Below are 17,230 nucleotides of genomic sequence, written 5' to 3'. Positions count from 1 at the left end.
GGGCATTGGCGATACAGGCGGCGGCAGCTACGGCACTTTTGCCTTGACTGCGTTTGATGACCTTAATACTGCAATGGTAAATTGCCAAGGGCAGACCTCCTTTCGGGTGGCATAATCAGACTTACCTATGCTGTTTTGTTTTGGCGCAACAAAGAGCTATTGCATCACAGGCGGATTGTGATAGTGTAATCCTTTTACAAAAAAAGAGCCGACAACCAAGAGTTTTATCTCTGTGGTTATCGGCTCTGCGTCTGTGCGTCTGGCTCTCTAACAACTGACATATTTTGTTGTCGTACATTAATTAAGGTTTCTTGCTTACACTTTGGACAAAAAAGCGGGATGTTTTCAAGTACGGTGTCTTTTCTTAATCGGATACGAGTTTTATTTTTACAAATCGGGCAATGCAACCACATTGTTTCCTCCATCAGACCACCTCTCTATTGAATTTATTATTGCGTCTTTCACATCAAATCCTTTCATTTACTTCTTTTGCAGTACAAAAGCGATAAAGTTCAAGTATTTCCCACCGCCAGCTTCCATTGTTTTGCGGTCATTGACCGCAATCTCATTTTCTTGGTTCAGCCACACTTCCCAAAGTTCCTCATTGCCCTCCATCTCGTATATGGAAATGACTTTGGCGTCTTTACATTGATTTAAAATTTCTGTCCAATAGTGAATATCACGCAAGTAGATAAGCTGTTCCGGCGTCCACGAGAGAAGTAATTCTTCCGGTAGATTATCATGGCAATCTCTTTTCATGCCGGGAACACAGGCATAAATATAACCGCCGCTTTTGACGAAAGGCAGTAGCTTTGCATCCAAGTATTCCGGGTCGCGTCCCCAATAATTATAAGAATCTGTGCTGACTACCGCATCGAAAAATTCTTTTTCAAATGGCAAATCGGTGGCGTCGGCCTTGACCGGTATAATCTGTTCGTGGGTTAACCCCATCTCATCAAAAAATTCTCGGTTTACCTGCGGTTCGCTCCAAAGATCGGCGGCGTAAACAGTGAAACCATAATCGTGAGCAAGCATAATGCTGGTAACCCCTTGCCCGCTGCCCAAGTCGCAAACGAGGCTTCCGGCGGGAATTTTATGATTGATAAGCATTTCCTCCTGCAATTTTAAGGGGTTAGGTCCCATCATTTTTGCTTGTAATTCGGGCGTATTGTATTTTTGGCTTATAATATATTTCATTGTGATTGCTCCTTTTCTTTACTCATTTTCGCTGTGTTTTTTTGCATAAAGCGCTCGATGTGCGCCGCTAAAAGATTCGTGGCTTTCTCTTTATCCGGGGATACGTCATAAATACTTAACAACAGGTAATACGGTGCATAGAACTCAAGTGCTAATTGCGTCGGATTACTTTTGCTCAAAACACCTTGTTCTATCATTTCGCGGAACAAATCTTCCATATAATCTACCGGCCCACCTGCAAGACACTTTTGATACAGCTCTGCCATATCAGGATTTCTGTATTGCTCCAATGTAATCATTTTGCGGAAATGGCAGCCAAATTCATCCTCTGTCCAAAAACGGAATTGCGCCTTGATGAAAGCGTCAATTTTATCTACAGAAGTATTGTGGTATGGCAATGGTGCTTTCTCGAATACTTCTTCTGGAACCTCAAATTCCTGCGCTCGTTCATAATCCATTTGATAGATACGCTCCACAATGCTGTCAAATATATCCCGCTTATTCTTGTAGTGCTTATACAAAGCTCCTTTTGTCATTCCAAGCTCCCCGGCAATAGCGCTAACCGAAACAGCTTCATAGCCATCTCGCGCAAACAAGCGGAGCGCGGTATGCAAAATATTTTCTTTTGTATCCGACATCTAAAAACCCCTCTCAAGAGCAGTAAACTATCGTTCACCACTTATTATAGTAAACGATAGTTTACTTGTCAATAGGTATGTAAAAAGGAGTACGATAGTTGTTACGCTGCCGCACTCCTTTGTCTTTTATCTTGCCATTACAAATTAGCGGTATGGAGTGGATTTACAGCTATTTGTGGCTCAAATTGCGGCAAGCTGCCCACCGGGGATAAATACTCCCTTTGTCATGTCCTCGGCTCGTATGGCGGCTTTCCTTGCATCCATATCAACCTTTAGACGAGTTTATAGGAAGAGCAACGGATTCATCATATTTAGTAAGGTTAACGTATTCATTGTATTTTTTTTCGATATCCTTAATAAACTCCTTCGAGTAGCTGGTTGATTATTCTCCATCGTTTTGATTAGAAATTAGAGCATCGATTAGCGTCTCCCCGTAGGCTTTCATGCCCGATTGGGTTAGATGAACACCGTCTGGATAAAAATAATCCTCATGGCCACTACTGATCAAATGCCAATCTATCAGCTTAGTATTTGGGTATGACTCCGCTACCTTTGTCAGGGTCTCATTTACTACTGATTCCCAGGGCTTCGGGACACGTGTATTCACCAGCAAGATTTTTTCAGCTCTTTGCAGGGAGTCTAAGGTGTTCATTAACTGTTTTTCTGTGAACGAACCGTTTGTTCCTAATTCAATAATTACAATTTTTCCGAGCTTACCTTCTTTTTGGAGCTTAGAAATGAGATCCGGAGCCTGATACATCTGCCTGCCAAGTTGCGCGTCGATTACAATACCAGGCAGGCGGTTTTGCAAAACAGGCGCTACATTGATCATTAAGGAATCTCCAATGATCGTAATATCATCCCCACTGATATCACTTTTCTTTTCTGTCGCTTTAGGTTCAATGTTAGCGAGCTCATCTTTGTCAGCTACTTGAGCTTGGTTTTGAGTCACATGGCTCTTCGCTAAAGCTCTTTGCGAAATTTGCATGCCCCCATTGAGGGTCACAAACAATATTAAAAACATCAGCAATATACTAAATGAAATTTTAGTACTGGGGGCCAATGGCCTGTGCCACCACTGAAGGTCCGACCTCCGCCTCCGAACTTGTTTCCGTCGTCCGTACCGGATCGGCTCTTCGATTAAGTAGCGAGATAGAGCGGCCAGGATAATGCTTACCGCAATTTGCAGGAGTGTGCGTGAAAGGTTCAAGCCTTCTGTACTCACAACTGGATTTGTCAGTATGATGACCGGGTAATGCCACAAGTAAATCCCATAGGAACAATCTCCTAGCCAACGCAATGGGCCCCATCCGAATAACCTACCCAGATAGCTGGCCGGGTGGGCCAGAACTGCCACCAGGCAAGCTGCCGCGACAGAGTAAAGCAAGAGTCCGCCCTGATAGAGAGAGGTCTGGTATTGGTTTGTTTTCCCGATCATCAAAAGTACGACCAATAACCCCAGGCCTCCCGCCACATCCAGCGCCAGTCTCTTTTTGCTGGACAGATCTGGGTTCATCTTCCGGCTGGGCCATACCATTGCAAGTAGTGCCCCGACAAGTAAAGCGAAAGCACGTGTATCCGTTCCATAATATACCCTGCTGGGGTCTTGACCCGGTATGTAAATCAGCGCCATTGCCGCAGCGGAAGTCAAAGCGACAGCCATTGTTCCCCCGATAATCCATTTTCGCTGACGGAGACAGCGCAGCCCCAATCCCAAAAGAAGGGGCCAGAAAAGATAAAACTGTTCTTCTACCGCCAAAGACCAGAGGTGTCCCAGCGGAGACGGCGGACCGAAGCTTTCAAAGTAGGATACCTGATGGAAGATCAGATACCAGTTACTGGTATAAAATACCGCAGCCAGCGCCTCCTGCTTCAAGGCTGCCATGCGTTCCGGAGCGCAAAGCATAACCCAGGACATCACGCCTGCCAGCATCACAAAAAGAGCCGGCAGCAGCCTCCGGGCCCGACGCAGCCAGAAATCTTTCAAGTCAATCGCTCCGGACTGCTCCCATTGCTTCAGTAAAATATTAGTGATCAAATACCCGGATAGCACAAAGAATAGACTTACCCCTAAGAGCCCTCCCGGCACCCAAGTCAGATTGAGATGGTAAGCGATCACGGCAAACACTGCCAATGCCCTCAGTCCGTCTAATCCCGGCATATAGCCGATGGAATTCCCCTGCAATCCCCTTTGATGTAAATTCGTTTGATTCATTTTCTTGCTGCAATTCATGTTTCTTCACTCTCCACTTAGGTCAGGCTTCGGATTTTCGCATCATAGCCATTTCTCCTTTTTACCATACCAAGTTTAGAGTTATAGTGCTTTACAAAAAACTTAAATTATCTTACGAAAAAGTTAAAATACGCGAATAATTGCAGATTGTGTAGTATAAAGAAATAAGAGCGTCTAATGGTAGTTATTCGTCGTGCTCCCTACAGTCTTAGTTTTGCGCAAACCATTCGGATGATACGTTTACAGCACTACTCACACGTTTGTTTACGACTTTGCCAAAAGGCTTGCCTCCTGGAATAACGGCACTAGCACTGTAACTTATAGTTATGATAAAGCCGGAAACCTTAAGAATCCCCATGGCTTGAACCTGACTTTCAGAAGTCATTCTGCGCAGCTCATCGTAGGCAAAGGAGGTTATTTGACTCATCCCGCCCATAGCTTCCGTGTACTTAACCCGCATGCCGTTGGAATTTCCCGGTGTTTGTCAGTATTCATTGCTCAACGAAAAGCTGCTGCCTGGCTCTGAAGCTGTCAAGATGCGATGGTTGGCATCGTAAGAATACGTGTATTTTGTCACACCGTCTGCCAACGTCATTTGCGTTTTCTCATCTGCATGATTATAGACATTGGTAAATTGTTTTACGCCTCCGATATACGTTTCCAGCAGCCGATTTTTCCGGTCATAAGTGTAGCTTTCCGATTGGACTATATTCACCCCTTTACCCCTGGTACTGGATTTTAGGTTGCCGTTCTCATCGTAATCGTAAGTGATAAATTTCCCTAAGGGATCTGTCTCAGTAACAGCCTTATTAATTGCGTTGTAATCAAAATTAGTAACACGCCCATTGGGATCAGTTCTAGACTTTAAATTCCCCTGTGCATCGTAATTATAGCTGGTCTGAATATCTTCAGCGAGGGTCGGGCCTTTTAGGTTGGCACTTTTGACTGAACGTCCAGCCATAGCCCCAGGCATCCTGATAGGAGGACCGGCTGTTGTAGACCATTTTTAGATTAAACGCATTTACTCTGCTGGCTAAATCTAAAACGGGAATATCATAGACAGTTGCCATTGATGACGTTAACGACGCCGGTTCCTTCGCCCTGAAATATGTCAGGGGTAAATTTCCAATAATCCGCTAAACCCAGAAATTCTTTAGATCTAAAGGAGATTACAAGTTTCGGCTTACCAAGGGAAGTTCTATCCGGATTAATCCAATCCGAGGAATAGAAGCTCCTTCTTGTATTCGAGTTTTCCTGGCTGTCGGCATATTTAAAAATCACCCCATTATTGGCTTGAGGGTTAGCGTACCATTCTTTAGTAAGACTAGTAGCTTCAAAATAATTATAGCCTGTAACTAAGCTTCCTAATGTAGATTCGGCAGAGGCATTAAAGCTTGGCAGTGCATTCCACGTTACTTTGTCATGAGCCCATCCACTTGTTGTCACCTTATGCATCTCTACCGGAGCAATCTGTGAGTAAGCATGGTATTGATAAAATCCGATTTGACCACCAAGTACTTCTGCATTAGGGATATCCGGTAAAGTGGGCCATTTAACCAAGGAGCGTGTCGCACCAATTGTGGCATCGTGACCGACATAGAGATAACTCGTATTATAGTAATTAATGTAAGGGTATGCACTGGCAACGTAGGTATCCTGAGCATTTACTTTGAGTTAATTCAAAAGGGATAAAATCCAAACAACAAAATAAACCGACCAAGGTGTGAACAACTACCACCCAGTCGGCTATAACTTATTATCCTTATTTATTATCCTTATTTAATTCCACACTTTACCTCTGACCCATCTAGGAGACTAACAATACACCTTATTGTCAACCACTGTTCACCTGACGTATAGTCACTTTATTTTAAAGCTACTTCGAGTAGTTTGACTTACACCATTAAATGTTAACATCAATCTAATCTTGTAGGCCTTTCCTGAAACTAATTTCCAATTCCATAAGGCCTACCACGAACATCGTTCCATTCAAACTGCCACGTTAAAGTGAGATCAGCCAACGGAAGTTCGGCATTGTGGTTAGAACTATATTTATGTGCAGCTATACAATCATCTTTCATACATTACCCCCCCGTGCGAAATAAGAACAATACGTATTAAGCATTCTCGAATCCTCTACTTATCCAGAAGATTACCGGAGAAAGTCCGATAATGATGGTTACGTTAAGTCCCCTCGTACATTTTTGAACGAGGGGACTGTTAATTATCATCTTGAATGCTTTTGTTATACGATGTGGCCTTCCCTATGAAACGCTTTTAGAAATAAATAGCCATAAAGCTACATGAGAAACCAGACCAATTAAAGAAGTTATTATCATTGCTTTTTGTTTAGTCTTAATGAAATAGAATAAGACAGCCACAAATATTGCGACAATAAAGAAATCAAGAAATATTTGCATACTAGACTTAATTCCAACGAATCCGATTGAGACTGAACTAAGTGCATTACTCAAGAAAATTAGTCCTAAAAATAAAACTTCGCAAGCAGCTAATAAGGATGTAAAGAGAATAATAATAAGATTGGCGAACTTCTTCAAAACACTCCATCCTCTCTTTTAAGAAATATATATAAATAACTCCATTTGAAAAATCAATTATCTTACTTTATATGTCTTCGTCATATTGGCATAAAATTCCTCCTGCGTCGGATATCTCTCACAAGTAACTGATCATTTCTCAATTATCGATGCTCTAACCTCGGTAGTTTGGAACTTTATTTTGTTCGCTAAACTCCCAGTAATCGAACTATGAACAATTCCTGACGCCCACATTGTATTCTGTTGGTAAATCTTGTCAGTCGAAAGGCGGTCATAATGACTACGATAAGTCGCAACTTTATTAATGTTAACGTATGAAAATATCGTCCAGATGCGTTAAATTGTCATGCCCAAGTCCTTGACGATAACCCTAAATCTTGATAGCTAAAATCTTCCCCCGTTACAATTGCAATTTCACTAACATTATCTAGTTGATTGGCAATAATTATATTGGTTTCATATTTGTCAAGTCCACTTAATCTATTAGTATTAATCCCTAATGCATTCAATTGATTTTCTACTGACAATGAAATTACACCTGTTCCACCAATAATTGTAATATCATTAACATGTAATTTTCTTATTACATCCAAGGTATCTTTTGGAATATAATCCCTTTCGGTCAATAGGATCGCTGCATTTTGAGGCCCACTACAATATTTTTTAGTTAATGGCACTGCACTTAAAGCATCTGAGAAATCTTCACCATAAACGAGTATTGCATGGAATGACAGGGCTTCGCCTAAGCGAAGTGGCCTCTCTAAAAGTCTTAGATATCCATAGCGATAAAATGCAGTTATATGAGGCATAGTTTCGCGACTCACCTGCTGGAATCCGGTACAAGTATTTATCACATCAAGCAACTAATTGGTCACTCAAATATCAACACGACCTGCGTTTACTTGCATTTGGCTAAGATTGAATCTCTGAACGTAACAAGTCCCCTTGATCAGATGGTTGAATCATACAAAGACAATGGCTAAGGTCCAAGATATCTTCATAAAATACGGTAAAAACTATCGAACTAACTTCCCTTGCCCATAGCTTTAACCAAGCTTACAACCATTAGGATCATAATTATCATGAACGGAAAACTAAACATAAATGAAACTGTTTGAACTGCGGAAAGTCCGCCGGCTACGAGGAGTATAGCAGCTAAAGATCCTTCCACAACACCCCAAACAATTTTTAGCCGGTTATCCGGGTTTAGTTCTCCACCGGAAGTAAACATACCTATAACGAAGGTCGCGGAATCAGCAGAAGTGATAAAAAATATTGCCAGTAAAATCATCGTAAGCACGACTGTCAGGCTACTTAATGGGAAATGACTTAACAATGCGAAAATACCGCTGGGAACATCCTTATCAACGGCGGCACCAATTCCTCCACTGCCAAACAGCTCAATGTTAAGAGCGCTGCCGCCTACGATGCTAAACCATATTGCACTTAACAAGGTGGGCGCAACAAGTATACCTACCATGAATTCACGAATGGTTCTACCTTTAGAAATCCGGGCAATAAAGCTTCCTACAAAGGGAGCCCAGGTAATCCACCAGGCCCAGTAAAAAACTGTCCATGAGCCAATCCAGTCATTACCTGTATGTTTTGCAACTGTTCCCTGAGTATCCATAAAGAAGCTCAAGGAAACAATGTTTTGCAGATAATCACCCATCGATTCGGAAAAAATATTTAGGATATATCTTGTAGGGCCCACGATTAAGAGAAAAAGCATGAGCAGGAAGGCAATAACCATATTGGTATTGCTAAGAAATTTAATACCCTTATCTATTCCGGTAACAGCTGAAATGATAAATAAAACTGTGATGATCGCGATTAACACAACCGCTACAGTGGTAGTGTTAGGAAGACCGTATTCAAAATTCATTCCTGAGGTAAACTGTTGGGCACCTAGTCCAAGGGAAGTTGCAACTCCAAATAAAGTTACGATAACAGCAATTGCATCGATGATTTTGCCAATAGGGCCTCTGATACCTTTTTCCCCAATTAATGGGTAGAGTGTGGAGCTTATTAGGCCGGGAAGACCTTTGCAGAATTGAAAGTAAGCCAGGGCCAGAGCAACCACAGCATACATAGCCCAGGGATGAAGTCCCCAGTGGAAAAGTACCGTACGCATCGCAATCCTGGCAGCCTCTGGAGTCTTGCTGTCCGCGAAAGGAGAATAGTTAAAATGCATAATCGGCTCGGCCACGCCCCAGAACACTAGGCCTATACCCATACCTGCAGCAAAGAGCATGGCAAACCAGCTTCCACGACTATGCTCAGGTTCTTCATCGTCTTTACCGAGCTTGATATTGCCGTATTTGCTTAACGCCAAACCAATACAGAAAGCAACACACATTGCCGCAGTTAACATATAGGCCCAACCAAGGTTCTTGGTAAAAAAAGAGAAGATCTCATTAAAAACCGTTGAAACACCAGATGGAGTCACCAGTGTAGCAACTACAAATGCTGCTGAAATTATCAGTGAACTCCACAGAATTGGTTTATCTACTTTGCTTACACTTTTCATAGACACCCCCCATTCTACAATCTTGGCTTTTCTGTTGGGCGCAGGAAGATGCTATCATACATTTCCGGATCATATACAGCTTTTCTGTTGGGACATTTCTTTGAACATAACATACAATTCTCGTATTTATCGTTGGGAAACCAAATACCGGAGATTGACTTCATGGGTAATTACTCCATGATTTGCTTAAGACTTACTTGTTAAATTTCATATAAGCCTTTACGATGAGCGGCTAAATAGTTCATACAATAAGAATCTTGGCCTAATAATGCCTGTGAAGCATAGATTACTCCCATCATCTCTTTATCAGTTGGGTTCAGTATATAGCCATCCATCCCCATTGTCATGGTCTGTACAACGAATAGCCTGTTCAACACCTTGCGGTTTGGTAGCCCATACGAAACATTACTGAGGCCACAGGTAAAATGTACATTAGGGTATAATGTTTTGATTAATTTTATGGACTCTAATACTTCAACACCCGCTTTTTCTACAGCACTAACTGGCTTAACCAGGGGGTCAAAGTAAATGTTTTCGTCAGAAACACCAGCTGCAGTAAGTTTTTGATAAAGGCTTTTGGCAACACGTACACGATCCTCGCCGGTTTCCGGCATTCCGGTATCATCCATGCATAATGCCACAATTTTAGCATTGTATTTAACGACTAACGGTAAGATGCTGTCAAAACGTTCCTTCTCATCAGAAATGGAATTAATCATGGGTTGGCCATATTTAACAAGTCTTAAACCGGCCTCAATGACTTTGGGATCCGGGCTGTCAATACTGAGCGGCGCCTCAACCGCTTCCTGTACAGTATTAACCAGCCATTCCATGATCTCAACCTCGTTGTTAACCATGGTTCCACAGTTGACATCAATATAATTTGCTCCAGCTTCCAACTGTTCTCTAGCCACTTGTTGAATATAATTGGCATCTTTGGTTGCTACTGCTTCTTTAATGGCTTTTCTGCTCGTATTGATAAGTTCTCCTATAATTAACATCTCTTAACCCACTTTCTAATATTTTTGTTCTTGACAGCAAATCTAAGGAAAGGGTTCAGGCAGTTATATTACTACCTGAACCGTATTCATACAGGCTAAACCACAAGTTTCTCGCATAGTTCCTTGGCAGTCATAGCATCCGACGCATAACCGTCCGCACCAATTTGGTTGGAAAATTCTTGGGATAAAGGAGCTCCACCCACAATAACTTTTAAATTCTGGCGTAAACCTGCTTCCGTAAGGGCATCAATCGTATCCTTCATGGCAAGCATGGTTGTCGTTAGAAGAGCTGACATACCAATGACTTGTGGATTATACTGCCTTGCTGCCTCAACAAATTTTTCTACCGAGACATCGACACCTAAATCGATTACCTTGAAGCCGCCGCTTTCTAAGATCATGGCTACTAAGTTTTTACCAATGTCGTGGAGATCCCCTGCCACAGTTCCAATTATTACAGTTCCTAGAAGGAATATCCACATCATTAATCAAAGGTTTCAGTAATTCCATTCCCGCAGCCATGGCTCTGGCAGCCATCATTACTTCCGGCACAAACATTTCCCCGGCTTTAAACTTAGGTGCTACTATATCCATACCTGCGATTAAGCCTTGGTTGATGATTGCTAAAGGTTCCGTACCATTATCGATAAGTTCCTTTGTAATTTGCCCTGAACTGCCAAAGTCTCCTCGGAAAACAGCATCTGCTAACTTAGTGAAATCGCTCATTATTATTTCCTCCCTATTTCTGTTAATATTAAAATGTCCCTTTTATTCTTCAAATCATCGACATCTTCTGATCATTCCCTCAGATTTTCATCCCAGGACTTAAAAAATCATTTAATCCCATTGATTGGGTTCTTTCAAGAATCCATAGAATATTAGGCCCATAATGATCATTGTAGGGAACGATCCGGCAGTAGCCGATGTCTGCAGTGGTTTAAGACCACCCAAAAACATAAGTGTAAGGCTTAGACAGCCAAGAATAACTGCCCAAACTATCCTACTCAATTTACCTGGCTCTTCTCCACTTTTCAGTTCTTTTGACGAAACCATCGCCAAGGTATAGGCCACACTATTAATAACGTTAGCCGTGGAGATAAAAATCAGAATCATGAAAATTGGCAGGATAATCATACTCAAGGGCAGAGTATTCCAGATTTCAACGACAGCCCTTTGGGCTCCATAGTCGTTAAAGATTTGTGTTACGTCGATAACCTTCTCATTAAAGACTTGAATACTGTAGTTGCCTAGAACAGCAAAATACAGATAGGCACTTAATACTCCGGAAAATGTAGCTCCCAATGCAAATTCACGAACTGTGCGTCCTTTGGATATGCGCGCCAGATACATGCCTGTACTGAGTGCAAAGGACATAAACCAGGCATAGAAGAAAATTGTCCAACCTTGGGGGAAGCCGGTCTGCAGATGTGCATCAGTATACAGACTCATCCGCATAAAACTATTCAGAGAAATGCCTAGAGCATCAAAAAAATTGTTTAACATAAACGTGGTTGGACCAACAAGAATAATAAAAATCAACAAGCCATACCCCAAATAAACCCGTACATTACTAAGAAAAGCAATACCCTTTTCCAAACCTGAATAAACAGATACTGTAAAAATGATCGTCCAGATAATGATAATGGCCGCATCCAAGCCCAGGGTATGCTGAATGCCGGACATCTTGGTAATTAGTTCACTTATGATAGGAGTTCCTAAGCCGATTGAGGTACTTACCCCTGCTATCACTCCAATCATATAGAAGATATCAATGACCTTACCAACAGCTCCGCTGGCGTGTTTACCTAAGAATGTTTCGCAGGCCGTACTTGGACGAAAAACCTCTTTCTTCTGAACAAAGAAAAAATAGCCAAAAACAACCCCAATTGCTACATAAAGTCCATATCCGCCTATTCCCCAGTTAAAGAGACTGTAAGCCATGGACCAATCCCAGGCTTCGGGGGAAAAGGGCTCAAGCCCAAACGGTGGTCCGGAGAGAAAGTAATAGAATTCGATGGTGGCCCAAAAAAAGATGGTGCCGGTGGTACCTGCCGTGAAGAGCATTCCCAGCCAGGTCAAGGTGCTGAATTCCGGCTTTTCATCTCCAAATCTCTTTTTGGCATATTTGCCGAAAATGAAGTAAAGGATTAGCCCGATGTTAGCCAATACAAATATCTCATAGGTCCAGCCAAGCTTCCCGGTTACCACTGCAAATACGCTGTTGACAACATTATTACCGCTTTCCGGATTTAAAACTATAAAAGCACAAAGTAAGACAATCACCAGCAGTGGGGGCCAAAACAACATGTGGTCAATTTTGGCTTGATTATTAGCTTTATCTTTCATATTTTTGCTCCCTCTGTTCAGATCCTTTTTTCTTTAAATTTTTTTAAGGCGGCATCAACATCTTTGTCCAGAACAGGTTCTACGTATTCATCAAGTAGTTTCTTCCATCGGGCATTGGCTCTCTTTTCTGCAGTAAGAGAACCTTCCGCTTCCCACTGGGTGGGGTTATTGCGATCGCTCAGGGTTGGACGGTAGAATTCGTTGCGGAAATGGGTGAATGTATGCACATGGGTGAGGAACTGGCCCTGAGGACCGACCTCCTTGATGACATCGTAGGCCAGGGTTTCTTCATTGACGACAACGCCCTGATTAATACGACGAATCATACCAATAATTTCATCGTCAAACATCATTTTTTCCAGCGAAACCGTGTTATAGGTGTCAATGATACCAGCACTGTGAAGAATGAAATTGCCGCCGGCCATTTGGGCCATGCTCAATGTCAGCATAGATTCGTAAGCCGCCTGGGCATCCGCACATTTGCTGTCGGAAAGAGCACCGCTGATCCGGCAAGGAAGATTATAGAATTTGGCTAACTGACCATTGATTAGTGAAAATACCGCATCTTCCGGAGTGCCAATTGCGAGAGAACCATTGCTCATTTCGGCATTGGAAGAGGATGCGGAATAAATAATAGGAGTTCCTTCACTGACCAACTGGGCAAGAACTATACCTGCGAGAACTTCTGCATTCTGGAGGGCTACAGTACCGGCGATAGTGACAGGAGTCGTTGCACCGGCGATGCAGAGTGAGTTCACTAACTGGGGCTGCCGGTATTGGGCATAGGCAATAATGGCCCCTGCCATTTTGTCATCGTAGCTAAGAGGGGTTAAGGTACACGGAATGCCTACTGCAACGGGTTTTTCCTTTATTACCTCTAGGCCGCCAAAAACGATTGCAGCCATTTCAAGATTCCTTTTTGTCATCTCATAACCTAAAACAGTGGCCATCAAAGGTTTGTCACTGTGTTTCAGTGTCTGATAAACCATCTCCAGACTACGAACCTCTACATCCACGTCTTGAGGCTCACATGGAATGTGGCTCATGATGTCGATATTATCCATTTTGTGTTCGAGTTTGCAGATGTTAATGAAATCGTTTAACTTTGCAAAACGGCGGCCGTTGTCCATATCCATGACAAAGGGGGAACCATAAGGACCAACATAGGCTGTTTTCTGAGTATTAATCAGAACATTCTTTTCAGGGTTCCTGGCGTAAAGAGTAAAGGATGAGGGGGCTTTTTTTATTTCTCTTTCTACCATAGCTTTTGGAAAGTATACTCTTTGTCCATCAACCTTGGCCCCTCCTTTGGCCAGGATTTCCCGGGCGGGAGCGTAACTAAAAATCACGCCCACTTCTTCCATGATCCGTAAGCTTGTCTCATGAATTTGTTCAATTTCATTTTGTGACAAAATCTGATACCTTTGCATGACTGCAACCTCCTTAAATTTTTTAGTGTCTGCCTCATTCAAATACACGCAATATTCGTGCCATAAGAAAAATTATGAATTATGCCATGATATTTACTTAAATCAAAATATTTTGACTAGAATCGTTTATATTTCAACAATATTGTTTAAAATTGTATAGACTTTTCTGTTAAAGAAATGGTAGAGGGAATAAATCCTCATAAAAGGAAAAATAAGCCCACCAAAGCGGCAGGCTTATTTGTACAGGCAATTCGTAATTAACATAGAATCTACTTTGCTATCTATGTAATATTAAATTTTTTAATTCTATAAATAAGAGACTGACGATGCATCCCTAATTGTTTGGCGGTTTTGGAAACATTCCCTTTATTCTCCATCAAAGCCTGGATAATCTCTTCTTTTTCTTTCTGAAAAATTGTTGAAAATACGCCGGTCCTTTCCGGCTCAGGATATTTAAGATGTTTGTTTTTATCAATCGACTTTTTTTGGAGGTAACCACCAGTGGTAACATTATTTCCGGAAAGCAAGTAAGCAGGTAAATGCTTCATTTTGATTTTCAGATCGTCATCGGTAACTAAGTTCATTGCAGCTTCCAAACAATGCTTCAACTGGCGGACATTACCTGGCCAAGAGAAATCCAAAAAGAATCGTAAAACGTCCTCATCGAGACCCATGATATGTTTTTGGAAGCTCTCATTAAACAACTTGATAAAATGTTTGGTTAGTAAAAGAATATCACTTTTGCGACTGGCCAAGCTAGGGAGCATAATATTCACCACGGCCAAACGATAAAAAAGGTCTTCCCGAATCTGCTCTTTACTGATTGCATCCTCTGGAAAAACGTTGCTGCTGCTGATAATACGGACATTGATCTTGATTCGCTCTTTACTGCCAAGATGTTGAATTTCTTTTTCCTCCAAAACCCGAAGCAGTTTTGACTGGGAAAAGAGAGGCATTGAATTGATTTCGTCTAAAAACAATGTACCTCCTTCAGCCTCTTCAAAAAGGCCTTTTCGTTCCACTGCCCCGGTATAAATACCCTTAGAAGTACCAAAAAGAATGCTCTCCAGCAAGGTTTCCGGAATAGCTGCGCAATTTATTGCCAGAAAAGTGCCATCTTTCCGGTTACTGTTTCGATGGATGCAGCGCGCAAAGAGTTCTTTGCCGCTACCCGTTTCCCCGGTGAGAAGAACTGGGGAGTCGCTTCTCGCCGCCCTTATTGCCATTTCCTTGCATTCCTTGATAAGAGGATGCTCACCGATGAGACGGTCTAGGCCAACAATATCTTGGCGTGATTCCTCTGGATCATCCTCATTTGGCAAAAATACTTGTTTTTGGAGACTGATATTTTGTTCTATAACCTCCATTAACTGAGTCACATCTTTTTGGATAGTATATGCCCCCACTTTTTTCTTTTCAAAAAAAAGAGGACGGGCATTACATATCTGATAAACCTCCCGACCATTAACAATATAGCGAAAAGCCTTATCCACCACAGGTTTTTCCGTAGTTAGTGCCAGTAACATCGGGCTGGTTTTCTCATCTAAACCATAGGCCTCTCCTACAGTACGGTCATAAAGTTCTTCATTGGTATACCCATCCAGTCGTTCTGCCACTTTATTGATATAAAGCAGACGGCCATTAATATCACAGAAGTAGACAGCTGAGTCAAGGGTTTCTAACATGTCACAAAAGAACGGATATTGATTAATGAACTCTTTGAACCTATTCTCCATACCTTCACCTCAAACACTTACCTCTTAGCAAAATAAATTCGATATATTTCCTTAATTTCCTCTAAAGCCACCTGAATGAATATTTCAATATATAAACCAAGTCTCGGAACCCCTCCCCTATCTAAAGTGCCGGTCCCAAATTCGAATGCGCATTCGAATCTGGGACCGGCATGGCGATAGCGCTGATTAATTGGCTTTGTTGAAAGCTCAATGTCCTGAATAAACTCACCCAAGTCATAATAAAAAAGGTTGACAATTGAACCTGACTAGGCCTTGGCAACCATTTTCACTCACAGCATTTGAGAATTTTATGCCTTTATAACCTGTCATCCCTCCTTCAAACCCCCAGCTAAAAAATCAATCACTCTGCCACGAGAAAAACTGGAAACGATATTTGAGAAATTTTTTCGGCTTGAACATCCCGTTCTACCAATACAGGCGGTGCCGGGCTTGGACTGGCTATTGCCAAAGAAATCGTAAACGCGCATGGAGGCAGTATTCGTGCAAAGTAATACAGAAAAGACAGTCTTTAACTCTCGTGCTTCCACAAAAGCAAGAAAAGGACAAGTTATCTGCTTAAGTCAGACAGCTTGTCCTTTTGTAGATTAAAATAAAGATCTTAAGAATGGATAATACACAAAGTTTAAAGATTTTAAAAATGGGTAATACACAAAGAACATACCGGAGAATGCGCTGACCATATAAAAACATGCCTCTTCACGAAGGAGTAAGGGAATTTTTTCGGTATTGGTACTTTGGACAGAAACCTTGTCCCGTAATTTTGATAAATGTTCTTTCAGCAGCCTAAAAATTACCCATCCGATTAACGCTCCGAGAGTATTCATCAGTAAATCATCAATATCCGTTATTCTTCTATTGAACAGTTGACTCAATTCTATTATAAGAGAGAATGTAATACCGGATAATGCTGTTTTCCATAACACTTCATACTTTTTCCAAATAAATGGAAGAAAAAATCCAAGAGGTATAAAAAGTAATATATTTTCAATGTATGGGCGAACACCCTCTGTAATCCAATAAAAAGGAATCAGATTGATCTCATCCAGTGGAATATTCAACCCCTTTGGTGTTATTACTCCAAAGCTGTTATGAACAATGTCCCTTATGGAAGGAATACCAGTAAAACTTAGCACACCAGTAAAGTAGTACACAAAGATATATACTATTACAATATGTTCAATTGACAGTTTATAGTCAATCTTTTTGCTTTGAGAGGTCAGTAGTATCTGGTATGGAATCAAGAATGGCAAAGTACTAATAAAGCATGTAATCGACACTAAAATAAATATTAAAATCGTAATGATCACTAAATTCACCTCCGTTGTAATTAACTTGCTTATTGTAGGATATTTAAAAAGGCAATGTCTTAATTAAACCTTAAGATATGGTGATTTCCTCCTTAATATGTTTTTTTACAACTATTAAGATGCAGTAGTGTCGCAAAGAACATGTATGTCACAGTGAAACTCCAGATACCGAGATAAGAAAATCTTAAGAATTCATAAGCTGGAATTCCAACATAGCTCCTAGTTCTGATACT

General features: G+C 41.5%; 15 protein-coding genes and 4 pseudogenes. 2 read left to right on the top strand and 17 right to left on the bottom strand.

Annotated elements, in window-relative coordinates; translation table 11 throughout:
* Window positions 1–236 precede the first annotated feature (236 nt).
* The 10 genes and pseudogenes from M8E35_RS02265 to M8E35_RS02225 all read right to left on the bottom strand — a co-directional run bounded on the left by M8E35_RS02265 (window position 237) and on the right by M8E35_RS02225 (window position 7,435).
* Window positions 237–425 carry a cysteine-rich KTR domain-containing protein gene (locus tag M8E35_RS02265; RefSeq protein ID WP_252467119.1) on the bottom strand — a complete coding sequence of 63 codons (189 nt, stop codon included), beginning with the start codon at window positions 423–425 and terminating at the stop codon, window positions 237–239.
* Between the two features lie 55 nt (window positions 426–480).
* Window positions 481–1,197, bottom strand: a complete 717-nt coding sequence (locus M8E35_RS02260; protein ID WP_252467118.1) for an SAM-dependent methyltransferase — start codon at window positions 1,195–1,197, stop codon at window positions 481–483.
* Complete coding sequence (locus M8E35_RS02255) at window positions 1,194–1,835, bottom strand: TetR/AcrR family transcriptional regulator (protein WP_252467117.1); 642 nt, start codon at window positions 1,833–1,835, stop codon at window positions 1,194–1,196. Before M8E35_RS02255 ends, M8E35_RS02260 begins: the two co-directional genes overlap by 4 nt.
* A 382-nt stretch (window positions 1,836–2,217) precedes the next feature.
* A complete protein-coding gene (locus M8E35_RS02250; protein ID WP_252467116.1) occupies window positions 2,218–4,068 on the bottom strand; it encodes an acyltransferase family protein in 1,851 nt (616 codons plus the stop codon).
* Window positions 4,069–4,276: 208 nt separating this feature from the next.
* Window positions 4,277–4,528: a hypothetical protein gene (locus M8E35_RS02245; protein WP_252467115.1), complete on the bottom strand. Its 252-nt coding sequence runs from the start codon at window positions 4,526–4,528 to the stop codon at window positions 4,277–4,279.
* A 24-nt stretch (window positions 4,529–4,552) separates the two neighbouring features.
* Window positions 4,553–5,029: an RHS repeat protein gene (locus M8E35_RS02240; protein WP_252467114.1), complete on the bottom strand. Its 477-nt coding sequence runs from the start codon at window positions 5,027–5,029 to the stop codon at window positions 4,553–4,555.
* Window positions 5,030–5,121: 92 nt separating this feature from the next.
* A pseudogene (locus M8E35_RS02235) lies at window positions 5,122–5,718 on the bottom strand (DNRLRE domain-containing protein); the annotation flags it as partial.
* Between the two features lie 296 nt (window positions 5,719–6,014).
* A complete protein-coding gene (locus M8E35_RS26380; protein ID WP_289710651.1) occupies window positions 6,015–6,149 on the bottom strand; it encodes a hypothetical protein in 135 nt (44 codons plus the stop codon).
* Between the two features lie 183 nt (window positions 6,150–6,332).
* Window positions 6,333–6,626: a hypothetical protein gene (locus tag M8E35_RS02230; protein ID WP_252467113.1), complete on the bottom strand. Its 294-nt coding sequence runs from the start codon at window positions 6,624–6,626 to the stop codon at window positions 6,333–6,335.
* A gap of 344 nt (window positions 6,627–6,970) precedes the next feature.
* Window positions 6,971–7,435 carry a cell wall-binding repeat-containing protein gene (locus tag M8E35_RS02225; protein WP_373887417.1) on the bottom strand — a complete coding sequence of 155 codons (465 nt, stop codon included), beginning with the start codon at window positions 7,433–7,435 and terminating at the stop codon, window positions 6,971–6,973.
* Between M8E35_RS02225 and M8E35_RS02220 the strand changes: the two are divergent.
* A pseudogene (locus M8E35_RS02220) lies at window positions 7,424–7,609 on the top strand (tyrosine-type recombinase/integrase); the annotation flags it as partial. The gene M8E35_RS02225 and the pseudogene M8E35_RS02220 overlap by 12 nt on opposite strands.
* A 41-nt stretch (window positions 7,610–7,650) precedes the next feature.
* Here M8E35_RS02220 and M8E35_RS02215 read toward each other — a convergent pair.
* From M8E35_RS02215 to M8E35_RS02190, 6 genes and pseudogenes are all read right to left on the bottom strand, one after another.
* On the bottom strand, window positions 7,651–9,156 hold the full coding sequence (locus M8E35_RS02215; RefSeq protein ID WP_252467111.1) for a glycine betaine uptake BCCT transporter: 1,506 nt from the start codon (window positions 9,154–9,156) through the stop codon (window positions 7,651–7,653).
* Between the two features lie 200 nt (window positions 9,157–9,356).
* Window positions 9,357–10,157 (bottom strand): methyltetrahydrofolate cobalamin methyltransferase, encoded by an 801-nt coding sequence (locus tag M8E35_RS02210; RefSeq protein ID WP_252467110.1) that lies wholly within the window; start codon window positions 10,155–10,157, stop codon window positions 9,357–9,359.
* Window positions 10,158–10,252: 95 nt separating this feature from the next.
* Window positions 10,253–10,883: pseudogene (locus M8E35_RS02205) on the bottom strand (cobalamin B12-binding domain-containing protein).
* Window positions 10,884–10,994: 111 nt separating this feature from the next.
* Window positions 10,995–12,503, bottom strand: a complete 1,509-nt coding sequence (gene caiT, locus M8E35_RS02200) for an L-carnitine/gamma-butyrobetaine antiporter (RefSeq protein ID WP_252467109.1) — start codon at window positions 12,501–12,503, stop codon at window positions 10,995–10,997.
* A 17-nt stretch (window positions 12,504–12,520) separates the two neighbouring features.
* On the bottom strand, window positions 12,521–13,933 hold the full coding sequence (locus M8E35_RS02195) for a trimethylamine methyltransferase family protein (protein ID WP_252467108.1): 1,413 nt from the start codon (window positions 13,931–13,933) through the stop codon (window positions 12,521–12,523).
* Window positions 13,934–14,214: 281 nt separating this feature from the next.
* The gene (locus M8E35_RS02190; protein WP_252467106.1) at window positions 14,215–15,669 is read right to left on the bottom strand and encodes a sigma-54 interaction domain-containing protein; all 1,455 of its coding nucleotides are present in this window, start codon (window positions 15,667–15,669) and stop codon (window positions 14,215–14,217) included.
* A gap of 363 nt (window positions 15,670–16,032) precedes the next feature.
* Here M8E35_RS02190 and M8E35_RS26820 point away from each other — a divergent pair.
* Window positions 16,033–16,181 (top strand): annotated as a pseudogene (locus M8E35_RS26820) (ATP-binding protein); the annotation flags it as partial.
* A 93-nt stretch (window positions 16,182–16,274) separates the two neighbouring features.
* On the opposite strand, the gene M8E35_RS02180 reads toward M8E35_RS26820, so the two are convergent.
* Window positions 16,275–16,997: a VanZ family protein gene (locus M8E35_RS02180; protein ID WP_252467104.1), complete on the bottom strand. Its 723-nt coding sequence runs from the start codon at window positions 16,995–16,997 to the stop codon at window positions 16,275–16,277.
* Window positions 16,998–17,230: the final 233 nt, after the last annotated feature.

It is taken from the genome of Desulfosporosinus nitroreducens (genome assembly GCF_023897015.1).
Taxonomy (GTDB): domain Bacteria; phylum Bacillota; class Desulfitobacteriia; order Desulfitobacteriales; family Desulfitobacteriaceae; genus Desulfosporosinus; species Desulfosporosinus nitroreducens.
This window is presented reverse-complemented; position numbering and strand designations above follow the sequence as displayed.